The organism is Flavobacterium caseinilyticum (assembly GCF_004349085.1).
GTDB classification, from domain to species: domain Bacteria; phylum Bacteroidota; class Bacteroidia; order Flavobacteriales; family Flavobacteriaceae; genus Flavobacterium; species Flavobacterium caseinilyticum.
The window spans coordinates 164,897-185,935 of record NZ_SMFM01000007.1 but is presented as its reverse complement, the minus strand read 5'-3'; the positions used below and the strand labels follow the sequence as shown (position 1 = coordinate 185,935).

The window sequence follows — 21,039 nt, the reverse complement described above, 5'->3', positions numbered from 1 at the left end:
TATTCACAGATAGAGTTAAATGGAAATTCTGGAAATTTAGGTTTTGACTGCCAAATTTCTCTTCCCCGAAATTGAATAGTCATCCCGATTTCTCCCTAATTTTCCTTTGATAACACTACTATCAATTATTTTTTGACTTCCGTTTCATCTGTGCTTTCTGTTATTATCCTAGTTCTTGGATCTATTGCACAATTATGTAAATCTGTGATGATACTATCTGTAACAATTTATGCTTTGCTATGATTTAGGTTACCAAATTTTCTTCCAATACCTTTTGAGGCAACCAAACCTTCCATTGTAAGTGAATATTTTCATCTTTCTGGATGGTTTATACTAGTTCTTATAGCCAATTTGCTTTGGCACCAAAATTTCTAACTTTAGAGAGGTATGGCAATATTGCTTCCTCATTAGAAACAGCTTAGCTTTCCATATTTGGTTTTGTTTCAGGTAAGTTACTAACAATTTTTTGTAAAATTGGCATCGAAATCCTAAGCTGTAAGTATCTCAATCACAATTAATAAATAAAAATTATGATATACCAACGGATGTTTTTTTATCTTTTGTTAGAAAAGGCTCTAAATTTTACCCCAATCAGTTTGAATTTTCTTTAAATCGATAACATTATTCTTTAAAGTCCACTGATAAAGAGTTCACACAATAGCGTTGACCGGTTTTTGTAGGTCCATCATCAAATACATGTCCTAAATGACTACCGCAATTTGCACAAAGGATTTCGGTTCGTTTCATGCCGTGTGTAACGTCTGAAATATATTCTACTTTTCCGGGAATAGATTCATCAAATGACGGCCAACCGCAATGCGCATCAAACTTAGAATTACTTTCAAACAAAGGTTCGCCGCAGGCACCACAACAGTAGGATCCTTTTTCGTAATGCAAGTTATAAGCTCCCGTGTGTGGGTATTCAGTTCCTTTTTGACGTAGAATTCTATAGCGTTCCTCGCCTAATTGTTCCTTCCATTCTTGTTCGGTTTTTTCTACAGGGTATTTCATGATTTATTAATTTTATTGAAAAATTATTATTCTTTATTTATCTCTTTAAGATAAGACTTATTTTTTTTATTTATGTGTTTTAAATAGAGTTAATTACCCTTTATAAATTGAACTGTTTTATCAATTACTTTTGAGTTTCCAAGAATCTTTCGATGCCCTAATCCGTCTGTTAATAATAATTCTCCATTTTTTAAATACTTATGTATGTGAATCCCAGCTTTTACAGGAACTTCGGGGTCGTGATTATCGTGTATTACTAAAACTGGAATAGCAGTTTCCTTGGCGGCCAGAAAAGCAGAATAACTATTCATTTTTTCTCCATATTTTTTTTCGAAATGCAGGCGCAAAAGAGTGCCAACACTTGGTTTCAATTCTAATTTTGCTATAAAATCATCTATAATATCCTCCACAATGTCGCCGCTGCCAATTACTACGGCATGATTAACTTTTAAACCTTTTTTTATCGCATTCAAAACGGACATTCCTCCCAATGAATGACCAATCGCTGCTTCAAAGGGTCCAGCCTGTTTTTCTATTTCTAAAATGGTAGCGATAAAATCGACCATAATAGTAGTTTTACCGGGTGATTTTCCATGCGCTGGAGCATCAAAACTAATTGTGGAATATCCTTCTTTTACTAACTCATCGGCTATTTTGAATAATTGAGTTCCGCGTCCCGACCAACCGTGTACTAATAAAATTTTCTTCTCGCTTTTTCCATATTGATACAAAACAACCTCTTTGTCAATTGTGGGCACTTGGATTATTTTTTGAATGCTTTTGCGATCCATTTCTAATTCTCTTTTTGGAATTTTATGTTTTATAGGTGTTGTAAAGAGTTTAGCAGCAAATAATGTAATTAGTTTTGGAGAAATAAAAGAGATTAATTTACTGGTTAATAAAATAATCTTAGGAATTTTCAATGATTGGGTATGATTAGAAGTTTTTTTTGTCATTTCAATAAATTTTCAACCGGGTTATTATATTATAAATTTTTTACTAAATTTAGAAAAACATAAAAGTAGTATTTTTTATAAGGTCTTCATAGGTATTAACACAAAAGACTGAAATTTAAAATATTTCAATAAGAGTCGAATTAACTGAAAACATCAAAATTTCATAAATGGAAATATTTCATATCAGCGCAGAATGTTATCCCGTTGCAAAAGTAGGAGGTTTAGCTGATGTTGTTGGCGCTTTGCCAAAATATCAAAATAATGCAGGTCATCAAGTACGAGTTGTAATGCCTTGCTACGATACAAAATTTAGAAAAGAAAATGATTTTGAATGTGTGCATTGGGGTCATGTGAAGTTGGGGAATTTTAATTTTCCTTTTAATATTTTAAAAGAAAAAACAGATAGTTTAGGTTTTGAATTGTATTTAGTTGAAATCCAGGAATTATTTGACAGGAAAGATATTTATGGGTATCAAGACGATATCGAACGTTTTTTATCTTTCCAAATTGCAACATTAGATTGGATTACAGGCAGGAGTGAAATTCCAGATGTGATTAATTGTCACGATCATCATACAGGTTTGATTCCATTTATGATGTTGTATTGCCACAAATACGAAAAATTGCGAAATATCCCTTCCATGATTACCATTCATAATGGTTTGTACCAAGGTCAGTTTGGTTTTGATAAATTATATTATTTACCAGAATTTGATTTGGCTCATGTGAAAGTTTTAGAATGGGATAATTGCATTAATTCATTGGCAGTAGCCGTAAAATGCGCTTGGGCTGTAACTACAGTTTCGCCAAGTTATCTGAATGAAATCAATTATTATGCTAATGGACTTGAATCTTTGTTTAATCTGGTGCGATATAAATCCAGAGGAATTTTAAACGGAATAGATATTGAAGTTTGGGATCCGGCAAAAGATGCGATGCTGGAAAAAAACTATTCGGTTAAAACTTTCGAGAAAGGAAAACAAGAAAATAAGGAAAAATTATGCAATCTCTTTAATCTGGATCCAACCAAACCACTTTTTAGTTTTATAGGAAGATTATTAGAAGAAAAAGGAGGCGACTTATTGCCACATGCCGCAGCACTCGCACTATCTGAAAATTACCAACAAATTAATATTTTAATTTTAGGTTCTGGAAATAAAGTTATCGAAAACCAATTGAATAGTTTGTTACAAGATTACAAAGGAAATTACAATACGTTTATAGGATACAATGAAGAACTAGCGCACTTAATTTACGCCGGTTCTGATTTTCTACTAATGCCTTCCAGAGTAGAACCTTGCGGTTTGAACCAAATGTATTCGCTACGTTACGGGACAATTCCTATTGTGAGACGCACGGGTGGATTAAGAGATACGGTAATTGATTTTGGTGATGACGGAAACGGGATTTGTCATGATCAAGCCACAGTAGGCGATATATGTTATTCGATTCAAAGAGCAGTCGATTTATATGACGATAAAAAACATCTGAATAAAATTAGAAAAATAGGAATGAACACGGACCATTCTTGGGAGCGTGTTTGTCAGGAATATATAGAATTGTACAATCTAATAATAAACAAGAAATGAAAGCCAAAAAGAAAAATGTAATTGCAATAATTTTAGGTGGAGGACAAGGATCCAGATTATATCCGTTGACAGAATCAAGATCAAAACCAGCTGTTCCAATTGGGGGAAAATATAGATTGGTTGACATTCCAATTTCAAATTGCATGAATTCAGATATTTATAGAATGTTTGTATTGACGCAGTTTAACTCGGCTTCCTTGAATGCTCACATCAAAAACACTTATAACTTTAGTATTTTTAGCCATGCTTTTGTTGATATTCTTGCTGCAGAACAAACTCCTGACAACCCAACTTGGTTTCAGGGAACGGCTGATGCGGTAAGACAATGTATGCCTCATTTCTTGAATCACGATTTTGATTATGCGTTGATTCTCTCTGGAGATCAGTTGTATCAAATGGATTTCAACGATATGGTAGAGGAACACATCAAGAGAGAAGCTGATATTACCATTGCGACATTACCCGTAAATGCAAAAGATGCACCTGAATTTGGAATTTTGAAGACAAACTCAGAAAGTTGTATCGAGTCATTCATTGAGAAACCGGCTAAGGAATTGTTGCCAGACTGGGAATCGGATGTGAGTGAGCAAATGAAAAGTGAAGGAAAAAATTACTTGGCTTCGATGGGAATCTATATTTTCAATAGAAAATTATTGATAGATATCATGTCCAATAAAGAAACAAAAGATTTTGGTAAAGAGATTATTCCGCAAGCAGTAGGTCACAAAAAGATTTTAAGTTACCAATATGAAGGATATTGGACAGATATTGGTAATATTGATTCCTTTTTTGAGGCGAATATTGGATTGACAGATGACTTGCCTAAATTTAATTTATTTGATAACGATAATAAAATATTTACCAGACCAAGATTGTTGCCACCGTCTAAATTCCAAAAAACAATAGTCGACAAATCTTTGATTTCAGAAGGTTGTATTTTGAATGCGAAAGAAATCAATCGTTCAGTAATTGGTATTCGATCCAGAATAGGGGATGGAAGCATCATTCAGAATTGTTATGTAATGGGTAATGATTTCTATCAGAATATTGATGATATGAATGAGGATCTTAAAACAGGGAGACAACTAGTGGGAATAGGAGAGAGATGCTTTATAAGCAATGCTCTTGTAGATAAAAATTGCAGAATTGGGAATGATGTTTACATCAGTGGAGGCAGTCATTTAGAAGATTTCTCAAATGAGTTGTATGCCATAAAAGACGGAATTGTTGTTATCAAAAAAGGTGCAGTTATACCGGATAATTACATTATAAAGTAAACTTAAAAACTGTTTTTTTTCGTACATTAATATTCTGTTTTTTTATAAAAAGCAGAAGTATACAATTGCTATATGAGTAAAGTTATCTCGCATTCTCTTTTTACCGATTTTGACATTGATTTATTTAAGGCTGGAAAACATTTCCTACTCTATGAAAAACTAGGTGCGCATCTTATAACGGTTGACGGAGTAGCTGGTGTTTATTTTGCTGTTTGGGCACCAACCGCCCATTCCGTTTCTGTTGTTGGGGAATTTAATTTTTGGACACAAGGCGAGCACCTTTTAGAAGTTCGATGGGATTCCTCCGGTATTTGGGAAGGTTTTATTCCAAATGTTGAAAAAGGATCCACCTATAAATATAAAATACAATCTAATAATGGCGGAATCATAACTGAGAAAGCCGATCCATTTGCTTTTTATTGCGAGAAACCACCGCATACGGCATCAGTGGTTTGGGATTTAGAGTACAAATGGAAAGATGATAACTGGATGGAAACCCGTCAAAATCACAATGGTTTAGACAAACCATATTCCGTTTATGAAGTACATTTAGGTTCGTGGAAACGTCATACCGATGAAAATAGGTTTTTGACATATCTGGAATTTGCTGAAGATTTGGTGAATTACGTAAAAGAAACGGGTTTTACGCACGTCGAATTTATGCCTATAATGGAATATCCGTACGATCCGTCTTGGGGTTACCAACTAGTGGGCTATTTTGCACCAACTTCCCGTTTTGGGAATCCGCAGGAATTCATGCATTTAGTAGATAAATTGCATGAAGCCGGAATTGGAGTAATTCTGGACTGGGTTCCTTCTCATTTCCCTGATGATGCGCATGGTTTAGGCTTTTTTGATGGTTCAAATCTCTTTGAACATCCCGATCGCAGAAAAGGGTATCATCCGGATTGGAAAAGTTTGGTTTTCAATTATGGACGAAATGAAGTTCGTTCCTTTCTGATAAGTAATGCTTTATTTTGGTTACAATATTATCATGCGGATGGGCTTCGCGTTGATGCCGTTGCCTCAATGCTGTATTTGGATTATTCCAGAAATGATGGCGAGTGGGAACCAAATATTTACGGTGGAAGAGAAAATTTGGACACGATTAGTTTCCTGAAAGAATTCAACGAAGCCGTCTACTCTAATTTTGAAGGCGTTCAAACCATTGCTGAAGAAAGCACATCGTTCCCGATGGTTTCTAGACCAACATCAATTGGTGGTTTGGGTTTTGGAATGAAATGGATGATGGGTTGGATGCATGACACGTTAGAATATTTTCAAAAAGACACTGTATATAGAAAATACCATCAAAATGATTTGACTTTCTCGATGACGTACACTTTTTCGGAAAATTTCATGTTACCACTTTCACACGATGAAGTGGTTTATGGAAAAAAATCTATAGCGGGAAGAATGCCAGGAGACGAATGGCAGAAATTTGCAAATTTAAGATTACTGTATGGTTATATGTTTATGCATCCCGGAACTAAATTGTTGTTTATGGGTTGCGAATTTGGACAAAGTAGCGAGTGGAATTTTGAAGGAAGTTTAGATTGGCATTTGTTGCAATATCCGTTTCATGCCGGAGTCAAAAAATTGATTACGGACTTGAATAAACTCTACAAAACACAGCCTGCCTTGCATGAAAAACAATTCAGTGCGGAAGGTTTTGAATGGATTAATTATTCGGATCATCAAAACGCGGTAATGTCCTTTATCCGAAAAGGAAATGATCCAAAAAATGATGTATTTATCGTGTGCAATTTTACACAAATAGTACGTTCTAATTATCGTATTGGTTTACCCAAAAAAGGAAAATTGACAGAAATTTTTAATAGTGACTCTTCAAATTATGGAGGAAGCGGAGTTTCTAACGCTAAAAAAATAGCAATTGAAGCGATGCCTTATGATGGAAGGGATTATTCTGCTGAGTTGCTTTTGCCTCCTTTAAGCGTGATTGTATTTAAGATTTCATAAGTTAAAATATTCCTTTTTTACAAAAAATGTAATACTAAAGGCTTTTATTTATATTGGAAGCCATTTGTGTATTATACTTAATAATACATTGAAATGACTATAACGTTTTCGCGAATAAACTTCAGACAAATAACTCTTTACAAAGTATTTTTGTATGTTTGAATTCTAGAAAAAGATTAAAATTAATACCATAAAACATGATTACAAATACAGAATTAGAATACAAAGGAGATTTATATCCTACAAAAATAGTCTCTTTTGAACATGAAGTCGATTCCATAAGTTTCCACACTGATAATAGTGTCATATTAAAAGTAACGGTATTAAGAGACAGTTTAATCCGATTTAGATTTACCACAAAAGGGTATTTCAGTAATGATTTTTCTTATGCCATAGATAAAAGTCATTCACATGGATATAATTTTTTGGAGATTTCGGAAGTAGAAGACTATTATCAGATAAAAACCAGTAAAGTAAAATGCAGAATTCAAAAGATAGATATGAGATTATCTATTTATGATTTAGAAGATAATATCATTTTAGAGGATGAATTGGGGTTTCATTGGGAAGAAAGCTATGAGTACGGTGGGAATATCGTCAAGATGAGTAAGGCTTCAAAAGATGGGGAATGCTTTTATGGACTTGGCGATAAAGCAACTCAACTGAATTTAAAAGGAAAAAGACTGGAGAATTTTGCAACAGATCAATATGCTTTTCAAAAAGACCAAGAACCGTTATACAAAGTAGTTCCATTTTATATAGGACTGCACAACAAAAAATCTTACGGAATTTTCTTTGATAATACATTCAGGACTTATTTTGATTTTTGTCACGAAAGAAGAAATGTAACGAGCTTCTGGGCTGAAGGTGGCGAAATGAACTATTATTTCATTTACGGACCAGAAATGCAGGATGTTGTAACCACCTATACTCATTTGACAGGTAAACCGGAATTGCCGCCGCTTTGGGCACTAGGTTACCACCAATGTAAATGGAGCTATTACCCTGAAAGTAATTTAAAAGAAGTTGCCGCCAAATTCAGGGAATTAAAAATTCCTTGCGATGCGTTGTATCTGGATATTGATTATATGGAAGGTTTTAGATGTTTCACTTGGAACAAAGAATATTTCCAGGACCCAAAAAGAATGGTGGCTGAGTTAGCCGAAGATGGTTTCAAAACAGTGGTAATTATCGATCCGGGAATAAAAATTGACAAAGAATATTCAGTATATAAAGAAGCCTTAGAAAACGATTATTTCTGCAAAAGAGCGGATGGACCTTATATGAAAGGTAAAGTATGGCCGGGAGAATGTAATTTTCCAGATTATACAAACCCTTCAGTACGAGAGTGGTGGGCTGGATTGTTCAAAGAATTAATTTCGGAGATTGGAGTAAAAGGAGTGTGGAATGACATGAATGAACCCGCAGTAATGGAGGTTCCAAATAAAACATTCCCAATGGATGTGCGTCACGATTACGATGGAAATCCTTGCAGTCACAGAAAAGCACACAATATTTACGGGACGCAAATGGCCAGAGCAACGTATCATGGTGTGAAAAGATTTGCTTATCCAAAAAGACCTTTTGTAATTACAAGATCAGCATATGCTGGAGCGCAACGCTACACGTCCTCGTGGACCGGAGATAATGTGGCTACCTGGGAACATTTATGGATTGCCAATATTCAAGTGCAGCGAATGTCAATTTCCGGGATGGGTTTCACAGGCTCAGATATCGGTGGATTTGCAGAGCAACCTTCGGGTGAATTATATGCACGATGGATTCAATTGGGTGTTTTCCATCCTTTTTGCAGAACGCATTCATCAGGAGACCACGGAGATCAGGAGCCATGGGCTTTTGATGAAGAAGTGATTGATATTACCAGAAAATTCGTCAATTTGAGATATCAATTATTGCCCTATTTATACACCATGTTTTGGCAATATATTGAAGAGGGGATACCTATGCTAAAACCGCTGGTATACTTTGATCAGGAGGATATCCATACACATTATAGAAACGACGAATTTATTTTTGGTAATCAAATTTTAGTTTGCCCTATTTTAGAACCGAATTCGTTAGGCAGAAGAATGTATATTCCTCGTGGACAATGGTATAATTATTGGACTAACGATGATATTAAAGGTGGAAAAGAAGTTTGGGTGGATACAAAATTCGATCAAATACCAATTTTTGTAAAAGCAGGTGCGGTTATTCCAAAATATCCTGTGCAACAATACGTTGGGGAATTAGAATTTGATGAGCTGATATTAGAAATTTATTTTAAAGAAGGCAAAGAAAAATCAGTAGTTTATGAGGACGCTCAAGATGGCTATGATTATAAAAAAGGGAGATATAGCTTTTTATCTTTTCAAACAACCGGAAAAGAGAAAGAATTGATCATTCAATTGCATAAGGAAGGAAAATATGACACACCATACTCCAAATACAAAATAAATTTAATAGGCTTACCTTTTAAAATAAATGCGATCGAGGTTGACAATGTAAAAATTCCATTTGAATATCAATTATATCAAGAAAGTAATTATTTACTTGTGGATAAAGGATTTACAGAGTTGCACATTATTGGGGAATAAACAATAAAGTTGATACTTTTGAATTTAATTATATAAGAAAAAAATTAGTACCTAGTTGTATTTTTGTTTAATATTTAAAATCATAAAATTATGAAAAAGCATTTAATAGCTGGGATTTTTGCAGTGGGATTGGTTTATTCTTGTGCAACGAATCCTATAACAGGTAAGAAAAGTTTTAATATTGTTTCAAACAGTGAGTTGTTTCCAACTTCTTTTCAACAATATGGCTCTTTTTTGAAGGAAAATAAGGTTATATCGGGAACTGCTGATGCTAAAAAAGTAGAAACAGTTGGTCTTCGTATTAAAGCTGCGGCAGAAAAATATTTAATATATTTAGATCAATCACAATATTTGAAGGATTACCGTTGGGAATATAAATTGATAGACAATAAGGAAGTGAATGCCTGGTGTATGCCAGGTGGTAAAATTGTTGTTTATTCAGGGATTTTGCCAATCACGCAAAATGATTCTGGTTTAGCCACCGTAATGGGACATGAAGTTGCCCATGCATTGGTGAATCATGGAGCGCAACGTATGAGCGCAGCTCAATTGCAACAATTAGGAGCTGTAGGAGTTGCTGTTGCAACGGGAGGAAAAAGTGCTGAGAATCAACAAATTTGGCAACAAGCTTATGGTATAACAACACAATATGGTGCAATGCTTCCATTTAGTAGAAATCACGAAACTGAAGCTGATAAAATTGGACTTACGCTTATGGCAATCGCAGGATATAATCCTGATGAATCTATTAATTTCTGGTCTAGAATGGCGGCGCAATCTTCAGGTCAAGCTCCACCAGAATTTCTAAGCACGCACCCGTCTGATGCTACGAGAATTGCAAATTTAAAAATGTTAATTCCAGAAGCAAAAGCATTAGCGGCTAAAGTTGGGGTAATTTATAGATAATACTTTCAAATTTACCGTTTAAATAGAACATATAAGTAGGCTATTCTCTTTTGAGAATAGCCTACTTTTTTTTACAAGCTAAAAGGCATCTGTAATTGGCCACCTAGATATAATGTCGAAAAAATATTTTTTCAGAAGATGTTAAACAAAAAATAAATAAATTCGCAGGATAAAAAAACTAACATGGCAGATTTAGCAAAAGGAAGTAAAAAATTATTGAATGCTTGGGCTTTTTATGATTGGGCAAATTCAGTTTATACCCTTACCATTGCATCTGCCGTATTTCCAATTTTTTTTGAAGCTTTGTTTTCTGACCGAGATCATTACATTGATGTTTTTGGTTTAAATCTTAAAAACTCTGCGTTAATAAGCTTTGTTACTGCGGCAGCATTTTTACTGGTAGCTTGTATGTCGCCTTTATTGTCCGGAATTGCCGATTATGTGGGAAATAAAAAATCATTTATGAAATTTTTCTGCTACTTGGGCGCGTTATCGTGTATGGGATTATATTGGTTCAATCTCGAAAATATATACATCGGACTGGCATTTTATTTTCTTGGATTAATTGGATATTGGGGAAGTTTAGTTTTTTATAATTCCTATCTGCCAGATATAGCATTTGTAGAGCAACAAGATAAAGTTAGTGCCAAAGGGTATTCGTTAGGGTATATTGGAAGTGTCATTTTATTAATTATCAATCTAGCGATGATTATGAAACCAAAACTTTTTGGAATTACAGGAACAGAAGGTGAGGCAGCGATGAAAGCCATGAGATATTCATTTGTTATGGTGGGTGTCTGGTGGATATTATTTAGTCAGTACACTTATTATTTTTTGCCAAAAGGCAATAAAAATGGGGATAGTAAAATGACGCAGCACGTTGTATTTAATGGATTTAGAGAATTAAAAAAAGTTTGGTTTCTGCTCCAACAAAATATTCCGTTAAAACGATATTTAGGTAGTTTCTTTGTATACAGTATGGCCGTACAAACCGTAATGCTTGTCGCCACTTATTTTGGAGCACAAGAAATTGCCTGGTCATCTAAAGCGGAAAGTACGACAGGTTTGATTATTTGCATTTTAATCATTCAATTAGTAGCTGTTCTGGGCGCTTTTTTAACCTCAAGAGCTTCAGCAAAATTTGGAAATATTCCCACTTTAATTGTGATTAACTGTATTTGGGCGGTAATTTGCGGACTTGCATTTTTTATTACTTTACCTATACATTTTTATGTTATGGCAACAATTGTAGGTCTTGTCATGGGCGGAATACAAGCATTATCACGCTCGACTTATTCTAAATTATTACCGGAAACAAAAGATACAGCTTCCTTTTTTAGTTTTTTTGATGTCGCTGAAAAAATTGGAATTGTTATTGGGATGCTCGTTTACGGAATAATCGATCAAATTACCGGAAGCCCCAGATTAGCAATTGTTTTTCTTGCCGCATTTTTTGTTGTTGGTATCTTACTGTTAAAAAGAGTTCCAAAAAATAGCGCGTTAAATTAGAAAAAATTAAAACCACCCAAATTTAGTTTTTCATCAGAATAGTTTTTTGTAAGTTTTTCTAATTCTTTTGTGATAAAAAATCATTGATTCGCCTATTAAATTGGCACAATGATTGACTCTTTTACCTTTCAATAATTTAATCCTGTCAATCATCAATTTTATTTAAAATTGTAGCTATGTTACGCTATATTTGCTATGCAAATAAAATTTTTTAATGACAAAAAGACTTAAATAATATATGTCAAATCATAAAATACTTACTATTGACAATCTGTCACTTCAGGAATTTGATTCGGAAGCAGATTTAATTCCACTTTTGACTCCCGAGGACGAGGAGGAAATGAATAATGAGGCTTTACCAGAATTATTGGCTATTTTACCTTTGAGAAATATGGTTTTATTTCCTGGGGTTGTAATACCAATTACCGCAGGACGTGATAAATCAATCAAATTGATTAATGATGCAAATGCCGCTGGAAAAACGATTGGTGTTGTGGCTCAAATCAATGAAGAAGATGAAGATCCAACCAAAGATGATATTCACAAGATAGGAACTGTAGCCCGTATTTTACGGGTACTGAAAATGCCTGACGGGAATATAACCGTTATCCTTCAAGGAAAAAAGCGTTTCGAAATTGATGCTGTTATTGATGACACACCATATATCACCGCTAAAATCAAGGAAGTTCCTGAGAAAAGACCTAAGAAAAATGATACTGAATTTGTAGCGATTCTGGATTCTATTAAAGAATTAGCGATTCAGATTATTAAAGAAAGTCCAAACATTCCCAGCGAAGCAACTTTTGCCATAAAGAATATTGAAAGTCAATCATTTTTAGTCAATTTTGTTACTTCTAATATGAATCTTTCTGTTAAAGAGAAACAGGATTTATTAGCTATTAACGAACTGAAAGAAAGAGCTTTAGAGACGCTTCGTTATATGAATATTGAGTTGCAAAAACTCGAATTAAAAAATGATATTCAGTCTAAAGTTCGTTTTGATCTGGACCAACAACAACGTGAATATTTCTTGCACCAACAAATGAAAACCATTCAGGAAGAATTGGGTGGCGTTTCTCAGGAAGAGGAAATGGATGAAATGATGCAAAAATCTTTGACCAAAAAATGGGATGAGAAAACCAAAAAACATTTCGACAAAGAATTGTCAAAAATGCGTCGCATGAATCCGCAAGCGCCTGATTTTGGAATTCAAAGAAACTATTTAGAGTTGTTCTTGGAATTGCCTTGGAACGAATATTCTAAAGATAATTTCGATTTAAAAAGAGCACAAAAAATATTGGACAGAGATCATTTTGGTCTTGAAGATGTTAAGAAAAGGATGATAGAACATTTGGCAGTTTTAAAATTGCGAAATGATATGAAATCCCCGATTATATGTTTGACAGGACCTCCGGGAGTGGGAAAAACTTCGATTGGACGCTCTATTGCAGAAGCTTTGGGTAGAAAATACGTTAGAATTTCTCTTGGTGGCTTGCGTGATGAAGCAGAAATTCGCGGACATAGAAAAACCTATATTGGTGCGATGCCAGGAAGAATTATCCAAAGTTTGAAAAAAGCGGGAACCTCAAATCCAGTTTTTGTTTTGGATGAAATCGATAAATTATCAAACAGTAATCAAGGTGATCCCTCATCTGCATTACTGGAAGTTTTAGATCCAGAACAGAATAATTCATTCTACGATAATTTCCTTGAAATGGGATATGATCTGTCTAAAGTGATGTTCATTGCGACTTCCAATAATATGGCTGCGATTCAACCTGCGTTGAAAGACAGAATGGAAATCATCAAAATGTCAGGTTACACAATTGAAGAAAAGGTAGAAATTGCGCGTCAGCATTTATTTCCAAGACAATTGAAAGAACACGGTTTGACTACCAAAGATTTAACCATTGGAAAAAAACAATTGGAGAAAATTGTCGAAGGATACACACGTGAATCTGGAGTTCGTGGTTTGGAAGCTAAAATTGCTCAAGTAATCCGTAATGCAGCCAAATCAGTTGCGATGGAAGAGGAGTATAACAAAAAAGTAACGGACGAAGATATCATAAAAACGCTTGGTGTTCCCAGATTAGAAAGAGACAAATACGAGAACAATGATGTTGCCGGTGTAGTAACTGGTTTGGCTTGGACCTCTGTTGGCGGTGACATTCTGTTTATAGAATCGTTGCTTTCTCCAGGAAAAGGAACCATGACAATTACCGGAAACTTAGGTACGGTAATGAAAGAATCTGCGACAATTGCTTTAGAATACATTAAAGCTAATGCAAACCTTTTAGGATTGGATTCAGAAATACTTTCTAAATATAATATTCACTTGCACGTTCCGGAAGGAGCCACGCCAAAAGACGGACCAAGTGCCGGAATTGCGATGTTGACGTCATTAGTTTCATTGTTTACACAAAAACGTGTGAAGAAAAACTTAGCGATGACAGGGGAAATCACGTTACGCGGAAAAGTCTTGCCAGTAGGAGGAATCAAAGAAAAAATCTTGGCAGCAAAAAGAGCGAATATCAAAGAAATCATTCTGTGTCAGGAGAATAAAAGTGATATTGATGAGATAAAACCAGAATACCTTGAAGGTTTGACATTTCATTATGTAAAAGAAATGAGCGAAGTATTAAAATTTGCTTTGACCGATCAGAAAGTCAAAAACGCCAAGGATTTGTAATAAAATACAACTCAGAAATACCAAAAATCCAAATTTCAAAACTTGATTTTCAAGAGATGGAATTTGGATTTTTTATTTGCAATAACGAATTTTAAAGTTGCCATTTATTCTATTAATAATTTTATCTTCGCAGTTGCGTTTTTATTTTACACCAACTGCATTTTAAAGCATGTTAAAAAAACTTATAGTATATTGTTTCCTTATTATTTGCGCTGTTTCATACAGTCAGATAGGAGGGAAGTATACGTATCAGTTTTTGAATTTGGTTACTTCGCCAAGACAGGCAGCCTTGGGCGGAAAAGTAATCACGATTTACGATGAAGATGTCAATCAGGTTCATTTTAATCCGGCAACCATAAATGCGGAAATGGACAATCACCTGGCTTTAAATTATGGAAGTTATTTTGGGGAGGTGACTTATGGAACTGCTTCCTACGCCTATACTTATGATCGGCATTTGCAAACTTTTCAGGCTGGTGTAAATTATGTAAACTATGGTAATTTTGAAGGCTTTGATGAAAACGGTCAGCCTACATCAGAGTTTACAGGAAGTGAAATAGCCCTTTCTTTTGGGTATGCTTACAATATTCCGTATACCACTATTCACATTGGAGCCAGTGCAAAACTGATTTCTTCCAGTTTGGAAACCTACCATTCTTTTGGCGGAGCGCTTGATATTGGCGCTTTATTTATCGATGAAAGAAACGACGTAAATTGGGGTTTAGCGATCAGAAACATTGGAACGCAATTTTCAACTTATAATGGTACGAATGAGAAACTGCCGCTTGAAATCATCGCTGGAGTTTCACAGGAATTGGAAAATGTTCCTATTCGGTGGCATCTTACATTAGAAAATTTACAGCAATGGAATATTGCTTTTTCGAATCCAGCCAGAGCAGAATCCTCTTTTGATGGAGAATCCACCGAAGAAAAAGTTTCCTTTGTGAATAATGCTTTGCGACACGTAATTGTGGGTGTAGAACTTTTTCCGAAAAAAGCATTTAATCTGCGGGTGGGATACAATTTTAGAAGAGCAGAGGAATTACGACTTGAGGAACAAAGGAATTTCTCCGGAGTTTCATTGGGATTTGGACTCAAATTAAATAAATTGAAATTCAATTATTCGTATTCCAGATATACATTAGCCGGAAATACAAGTTTATTTGGACTGACAGTTAATTTCCAATAATAATTTTGATATAATAAAGAACTTTAAATTTTACATTTTGAATAAAAAAATTACTATCGCCATTGACGGTTTCTCTTCTACAGGAAAAAGTACTTTAGCAAAACAACTCGCCAATCAGTTGGGATATGTTTATGTAGATACGGGAGCGATGTATCGCGCCGTGACGTTTTTTGCTATGCAAAACGGTTACATAAATGCGGAATTTTTTGATAAACAAACATTGATAAATAGCTTACCAAATATAAAATTGCAATTCAAATTTAATGCTGATTTGGGTTTTGGCGAAATGTATTTAAATGATGTGAATGTTGAAACCGAAATCAGAACGATTGAAGTTTCCAGTTTTGTAAGTAAAGTAGCTGAAGTTTCTGAGGTTCGTGCCAAATTAGTGGAGCAGCAAAAAGAAATGGGAACAGACAAAGGAATTGTAATGGATGGAAGGGATATTGGCACGGTCGTTTTTCCAGATGCAGAGTTAAAAATCTTCATGACCGCCAGTGCAACTACAAGAGCGCAAAGACGTTACGATGAATTGGTTGCAAAAGGTGATACAGTCACATTTGAAGAAGTTCTCAAAAATGTGGAGGAGCGCGATTACATTGATACGCACCGCGAAGATTCTCCTTTAGTCATGGCTGAAGATGCGGTAGAAATTGATAATTCACATTTGAATCGTGAGGAACAATTCGAGCTTGTTTTAGAATTGGTAAATGTAATTACTAAAACAATATAATTAGTTGCAGATTTCATTTTTAATAGTAGATTTACGCCTTGTAAATTTTTTAAAATAAAAAACAATTCATCTCATGGGAATTAAGAATAGATTGGTAATAATGAGCTTTCTTCAGTTTTTTGTTTGGGGAGCTTGGTTGATTACCATTGCAAATTACTGGTTTGGAACAAAAAACTGGGAAGGAACTCAGTTTGGGTTGGTTTTTGGAACAATGGGAATTGCTTCATTATTTATGCCAACACTGACCGGAATTATCGCTGACAGATGGGTAAATGCTGAAAAATTATACGGAATTCTTCACATTTTATATGCTGCGGTTCTATTCTATATTCCACAAGTTTCCACTCCGGAAACCTTTATTTACATTATGCTTTTGGCAATGTGTTTTTACATGCCAACGATTGCCTTGAGTAATTCTATTTCCTACACGGCACTTAAACTAAACGATAAAGATGTTATTAAAGATTTTCCGCCAATACGGGTTTGGGGAACAATCGGATTTATTGTTGCGATGTGGATTACCAATTTGACGGGGAATAAAGCAACTGAATACCAATTTTATATTGCCGGTTTAGCCGCAATTGTTCTGGGAATTTATTCTTTTACTTTACCAAAATGTAAACCGCAACGATTGTCGAAAGAGAATGCTTCTGTTATGGAAACATTAGGTTTAGAATCTTTTAAATTATTTGCCGATTATAAAATGGCTCTCTTCTTTATTTTTTCCATGTTTTTGGGAGGGGCGTTGCAGTTGACAAATGCGTATGGAGATGTTTTCCTGGATGAATTTAAACATTTTCCAAAATATGCGGATTCTTTCGTAGTGGAATATTCAACGATTATCATGTCAATTTCTCAAATATCGGAGACTTTGTTTATTCTTGCGATTCCTTTTTTTCTAAGACGTTTTGGAATCAAACAGGTTATGTTGATTAGTATGTTGGCTTGGGTATTGCGTTTTGGATTATTTGCTTACGGAAATCCAACAGATGGGTTATGGATGATAATTATGTCCTGTGTGGTTTACGGAATGGCATTTGACTTCTTTAATATCTCAGGTTCATTATTTGTAGAAACGAATACAGATGCTAAAAATCGTTCTTCAGCGCAAGGATTGTTTATGATGATGACCAATGGTTTTGGTGCGGTTTTAGGAAGCTTTACTTCCGGATGGGCTATTGATAAATACTTTACTAAATCATTTAATAACACTACTGATTTGGCTGGTTTTCTGGAAACAGAAACGACGAATTCAAAAATGTTAGAATTTGTTTCTGGTCAAGGAAACACAATTTCGGCTGACGGATTGTTTAGTAAAGTCATTTTTATGAAAGACTGGCATACGATTTGGCTGGCTTTTGCTATTTACGCATTGATAATTGCAATTGCATTTGCTATTTTATTCAAACACAAACACAATCCTTTGGATGTTGAAAATATAAGTCATTAAAAAGTGGAACTAAAATAAATATTACCCGATATTTTTTATGAAATATCGGGTTTTTTTGCGTTGAAAAAACACCAATTTAAGCCAATTAGCCCCGAGTGAAGCGGTATCCTTTTATATAGCTTCCAGCCTTTTTAAGGCTGGAAGCTATATAAAAGATATAGCGGAAAGCGGGAACTTTACCTGCAAAAAAAGCCAATTATTTCGCTCCTGATTCTCAATCGATTATCGAAACATAAATATTTTGCTATTTAAGATAAAAGTGTTACTTTTGCAGTCCTTTTGGTGAATAAGAGTTTCCTTTAGGGTTCAATTAATTATACAAACAACTTCTGCTGTTTTCTGGCACATTAAGAAACTCGAGAGAATACAGAATACAAATTTTTAATCAGCATGTCTGAACAAGTAAAATCACAAGAAGAGTTTTTAGCAAATTTTAACTGGCACAACTTTGAAGAAGGTATTGATGCAGTTGATCAAAAAAACTTACAAGAATTCGAAGAACTAGTTTCAAAAACATTTATCGCTACAGATCAAGAAGAAGTGGTAGATGGTACAGTTGTAAGAATTACAGATAGAGACGTTATCGTTGATATCAACGCAAAATCGGAAGGTGTTATTTCATTGAACGAATTCCGTTACAACCCAGCATTAAAAGTAGGTGATACTGTTGAAGTATTAATTGACATCCGTGAGGACAAAACTGGTCAATTAGTATTATCTCACAGAAAAGCACGTACTATCAAATCATGGGATAGAGTTATTTCGGCTAACGAAACAGGAGAAATCGTTAATGGTTTTGTAAAATGCAGAACTAAAGGTGGTATGATCGTTGACGTTTTCGGAATTGAAGCGTTTTTACCAGGATCTCAAATTGATGTTAAGCCAATTAGAGATTACGATGTATATGTAAACAAAATGATGGAATTCAAAGTTGTGAAAATTAACCACGAATTCAAAAACGTTGTTGTTTCTCATAAAGCGCTTATTGAAGCGGATATTGAAATCCAGAAAAAAGAAATCATCGGTCAATTGCAAAAAGGACAAGTATTAGAAGGTGTTGTTAAAAACATTACTTCTTATGGTGTCTTTATTGACTTAGGTGGAGTTGATGGATTAATTCACATCACTGACCTTTCTTGGAGTCGTATTAACCACCCAAGTGAAGTTCTTGAATTAGACCAAAAATTAAACGTTGTAATCCTTGATTTCGATGACGAAAAAACAAGAATACAATTAGGATTGAAACAATTAAACGCTCACCCTTGGGATGCTCTTGATGCTAAATTAGCAATTGGAGACAAAGTAAAAGGTAAAGTAGTTGTAATCGCTGATTATGGTGCATTTATCGAAGTTGCTGAAGGTGTTGAAGGTTTGATCCACGTTTCTGAAATGTCTTGGTCTACTCACTTACGTTCTGCTCAAGATTTCGTAAAAGTAGGGGATATTGTTGAAGCTCAAATTTTAACTTTAGACAGAGATGACCGTAAAATGTCATTAGGTATCAAACAATTGTCTCAAGATCCTTGGACTGATATCACTGCTAAATATCCAGTGGGTTCTAAACATACAGGTATCGTTAGAAACTTTACAAACTTTGGAATTTTCGTAGAATTAGAAGAAGGAATTGATGGATTAATTTACATCTCTGACTTATCTTGGACTAAGAAAATCAAACACCCATCTGAATTTGTAAACGTTGGTGAAAAACTTGACGTAGTAGTATTAGAATTAGATGTTGACGGACGTAAATTATCTTTAGGTCACAAACAAACTACTGCTAATCCTTGGGATCAGTATGAAGATTCTTTCGCAGTTGGAACTATCCATAACGGCGAGATTTCTGAAATCGTTGACAAAGGAGCTACTGTAGAATTCGGAGATGATATCGTTGCTTTCATTCCTACTCGTCACCTTGAAAAAGAAGACGGAAAGAAATTGAAAAAAGGAGAATCTGCTGATTTCAAAGTAATCGAATTCAATAAAGAATTCAAAAGAGTAGTTGCATCTCACACTGCTATCTTCCGTGAAGAAGAAGAGAAAAATGTGAAAACAGCTACTGAAAACACTTCATCTAACTCATCTACAAATGCACCAGCTGCAACTTTAGGGGACAACAATGATATGTTAGCTGCATTGAAAGCTAAAATGGAAAAATCAGAGAAAAAATAATTTCTTGAAATTTTTTGAATATAGAAAGCTCCGCATTTGCGGAGCTTTTTTTTGTTATTTATTTTTTGGAAGCACAACATTTCAATTACCTATTCACAATCCTCCCGCTGTTCGCAGTATCTTTTTATTTTGCAGAAAATCTATTTTTAAAATTCCACTTTTGCGTAACACCCTAAAAAGGATACTTGCTGCCATCGGGGCTAATTTACTTCGTATCATTTTCATAACACTAAAAAAAATCGATTTTAACTATATGCAATTCAATAATTTAAAAAATATTTACATTTTTTTTAAAACCAAAAGTTCTTATTGTGCGTAAATGCTTTATATAACTTAAAAAAAAACAGATTTTATGAAAACTAGAAAATTTTTATCTATTGCATTATTTACAGTAGTATTGGGAGCAACTTCTTTCGCTCAAAAAACAGTAATGGTTGGTGGAGCTGCGATGTATCCTTCTAAAAATATTGTTGAGAACGCAGTAAATTCAAAAGATCATACCACTTTAGTTGCAGCAGTAACAGCAGCCGGTTTAGTTGAAACATTACAAAGTAAAGGTCCATTCACAGTTTTTGCACCAACAAATGCAGCTTTCAATAAATTGCCAAAAGGAACAGTAGAAACTTTATTGATGCCAGAAAATATGAAAATGTTACAAACAATTCTTACTTATCATGTTGTGGCAGGAAAAATGAATGCTTCGGATATTGCCAAAGCTATCAAAATGGGCAACGGAAAAGCAACTCTAAAAACAGTTAGCGGCGGAACTTTAACTGCTTGGATGAAAGGAAAAAAATTATATATCTCTGATGAAAATATGAATAAAGCTAAAGTAAAAATTGCTGATGTAAACCAATCCAATGGTGTCATTCATGTTATTAACGCTGTTGTAATGCCAAAAAAATAATTTTGATGAGAGGTTGTTATTTGTTGATTGGAAGAGTCCTGCAATTCGCGGGGCTTTTTTGTATAAAAAAATCCCGA

The 21,039-nt window shown here is 34.5% G+C and carries 14 protein-coding genes; 12 read left to right on the top strand and 2 right to left on the bottom strand.

Annotation, left to right across the window (positions count from 1 at the left end):
• Positions 1 to 621 precede the first annotated feature (621 nt).
• Both msrB and E0F89_RS13885 read right to left on the bottom strand, forming a co-directional pair.
• On the bottom strand, positions 622 to 1,011 hold the full coding sequence (gene msrB, locus E0F89_RS13890) for a peptide-methionine (R)-S-oxide reductase MsrB (RefSeq protein WP_131910376.1): 390 nt from the start codon (positions 1,009 to 1,011) through the stop codon (positions 622 to 624).
• A gap of 89 nt (positions 1,012 to 1,100) precedes the next feature.
• On the bottom strand, positions 1,101 to 1,967 hold the full coding sequence (locus tag E0F89_RS13885) for an alpha/beta hydrolase (RefSeq protein ID WP_131910375.1): 867 nt from the start codon (positions 1,965 to 1,967) through the stop codon (positions 1,101 to 1,103).
• Between the two features lie 167 nt (positions 1,968 to 2,134).
• Here E0F89_RS13885 and E0F89_RS13880 point away from each other — a divergent pair, with 167 nt between their 5' ends.
• The 12 genes from E0F89_RS13880 (at position 2,135) to E0F89_RS13825 (ending at position 20,962) form a co-directional block, all read left to right on the top strand.
• Positions 2,135 to 3,556 (top strand): glycogen synthase, encoded by a 1,422-nt coding sequence (locus tag E0F89_RS13880; RefSeq protein ID WP_131910374.1) that lies wholly within the window; start codon positions 2,135 to 2,137, stop codon positions 3,554 to 3,556.
• Entirely contained in the window at positions 3,553 to 4,833 is a 1,281-nt protein-coding gene (locus E0F89_RS13875) for a glucose-1-phosphate adenylyltransferase (RefSeq protein WP_131910373.1), read from the top strand. The genes E0F89_RS13880 and E0F89_RS13875 overlap by 4 nt, the downstream gene beginning before the upstream one ends.
• A gap of 72 nt (positions 4,834 to 4,905) precedes the next feature.
• Positions 4,906 to 6,813 carry a 1,4-alpha-glucan branching protein GlgB gene (glgB, locus tag E0F89_RS13870; RefSeq protein WP_131910372.1) on the top strand — a complete coding sequence of 636 codons (1,908 nt, stop codon included), beginning with the start codon at positions 4,906 to 4,908 and terminating at the stop codon, positions 6,811 to 6,813.
• A gap of 197 nt (positions 6,814 to 7,010) precedes the next feature.
• Positions 7,011 to 9,410 (top strand): glycoside hydrolase family 31 protein, encoded by a 2,400-nt coding sequence (locus E0F89_RS13865; RefSeq protein WP_131910371.1) that lies wholly within the window; start codon positions 7,011 to 7,013, stop codon positions 9,408 to 9,410.
• A 90-nt stretch (positions 9,411 to 9,500) separates the two neighbouring features.
• Positions 9,501 to 10,316 carry a M48 family metallopeptidase gene (locus tag E0F89_RS13860; RefSeq protein ID WP_131910370.1) on the top strand — a complete coding sequence of 272 codons (816 nt, stop codon included), beginning with the start codon at positions 9,501 to 9,503 and terminating at the stop codon, positions 10,314 to 10,316.
• Positions 10,317 to 10,499: 183 nt separating this feature from the next.
• On the top strand, positions 10,500 to 11,825 hold the full coding sequence (locus E0F89_RS13855; RefSeq protein WP_131910369.1) for an MFS transporter: 1,326 nt from the start codon (positions 10,500 to 10,502) through the stop codon (positions 11,823 to 11,825).
• Positions 11,826 to 12,063: 238 nt separating this feature from the next.
• The gene (gene lon, locus E0F89_RS13850) at positions 12,064 to 14,514 is read left to right on the top strand and encodes an endopeptidase La (RefSeq protein WP_131910368.1); all 2,451 of its coding nucleotides are present in this window, start codon (positions 12,064 to 12,066) and stop codon (positions 14,512 to 14,514) included.
• Positions 14,515 to 14,683: 169 nt separating this feature from the next.
• Positions 14,684 to 15,703: a type IX secretion system protein PorQ gene (gene porQ / locus E0F89_RS13845; protein ID WP_131910367.1), complete on the top strand. Its 1,020-nt coding sequence runs from the start codon at positions 14,684 to 14,686 to the stop codon at positions 15,701 to 15,703.
• A gap of 37 nt (positions 15,704 to 15,740) precedes the next feature.
• Complete coding sequence (gene cmk / locus E0F89_RS13840) at positions 15,741 to 16,436, top strand: (d)CMP kinase (protein WP_131910366.1); 696 nt, start codon at positions 15,741 to 15,743, stop codon at positions 16,434 to 16,436.
• Between the two features lie 73 nt (positions 16,437 to 16,509).
• Positions 16,510 to 17,886 carry a nucleoside permease gene (locus E0F89_RS13835; RefSeq protein WP_131910365.1) on the top strand — a complete coding sequence of 459 codons (1,377 nt, stop codon included), beginning with the start codon at positions 16,510 to 16,512 and terminating at the stop codon, positions 17,884 to 17,886.
• 390 nt (positions 17,887 to 18,276) lie between these two features.
• On the top strand, positions 18,277 to 20,055 hold the full coding sequence (rpsA, locus tag E0F89_RS13830; protein ID WP_131910364.1) for a 30S ribosomal protein S1: 1,779 nt from the start codon (positions 18,277 to 18,279) through the stop codon (positions 20,053 to 20,055).
• 352 nt (positions 20,056 to 20,407) lie between these two features.
• Entirely contained in the window at positions 20,408 to 20,962 is a 555-nt protein-coding gene (locus tag E0F89_RS13825; RefSeq protein ID WP_131910363.1) for a fasciclin domain-containing protein, read from the top strand.
• The last annotated feature ends 77 nt before the right edge of the window (positions 20,963 to 21,039 follow it).

Coding starts and splice junctions, on each gene's coding strand:
- msrB (WP_131910376.1), bottom strand. CDS start 1,011: ATGAAATACCCTGTAGAAAAAACCGAACAAGAATGGAAGGAACAATTA.
- E0F89_RS13885 (WP_131910375.1), bottom strand. CDS start 1,967: ATGACAAAAAAAACTTCTAATCATACCCAATCATTGAAAATTCCTAAG.
- E0F89_RS13880 (WP_131910374.1), top strand. CDS start 2,135: ATGGAAATATTTCATATCAGCGCAGAATGTTATCCCGTTGCAAAAGTA.
- E0F89_RS13875 (WP_131910373.1), top strand. CDS start 3,553: ATGAAAGCCAAAAAGAAAAATGTAATTGCAATAATTTTAGGTGGAGGA.
- glgB (WP_131910372.1), top strand. CDS start 4,906: ATGAGTAAAGTTATCTCGCATTCTCTTTTTACCGATTTTGACATTGAT.
- E0F89_RS13865 (WP_131910371.1), top strand. CDS start 7,011: ATGATTACAAATACAGAATTAGAATACAAAGGAGATTTATATCCTACA.
- E0F89_RS13860 (WP_131910370.1), top strand. CDS start 9,501: ATGAAAAAGCATTTAATAGCTGGGATTTTTGCAGTGGGATTGGTTTAT.
- E0F89_RS13855 (WP_131910369.1), top strand. CDS start 10,500: ATGGCAGATTTAGCAAAAGGAAGTAAAAAATTATTGAATGCTTGGGCT.
- lon (WP_131910368.1), top strand. CDS start 12,064: ATGTCAAATCATAAAATACTTACTATTGACAATCTGTCACTTCAGGAA.
- porQ (WP_131910367.1), top strand. CDS start 14,684: ATGTTAAAAAAACTTATAGTATATTGTTTCCTTATTATTTGCGCTGTT.
- E0F89_RS13835 (WP_131910365.1), top strand. CDS start 16,510: ATGGGAATTAAGAATAGATTGGTAATAATGAGCTTTCTTCAGTTTTTT.
- rpsA (WP_131910364.1), top strand. CDS start 18,277: ATGTCTGAACAAGTAAAATCACAAGAAGAGTTTTTAGCAAATTTTAAC.
- E0F89_RS13825 (WP_131910363.1), top strand. CDS start 20,408: ATGAAAACTAGAAAATTTTTATCTATTGCATTATTTACAGTAGTATTG.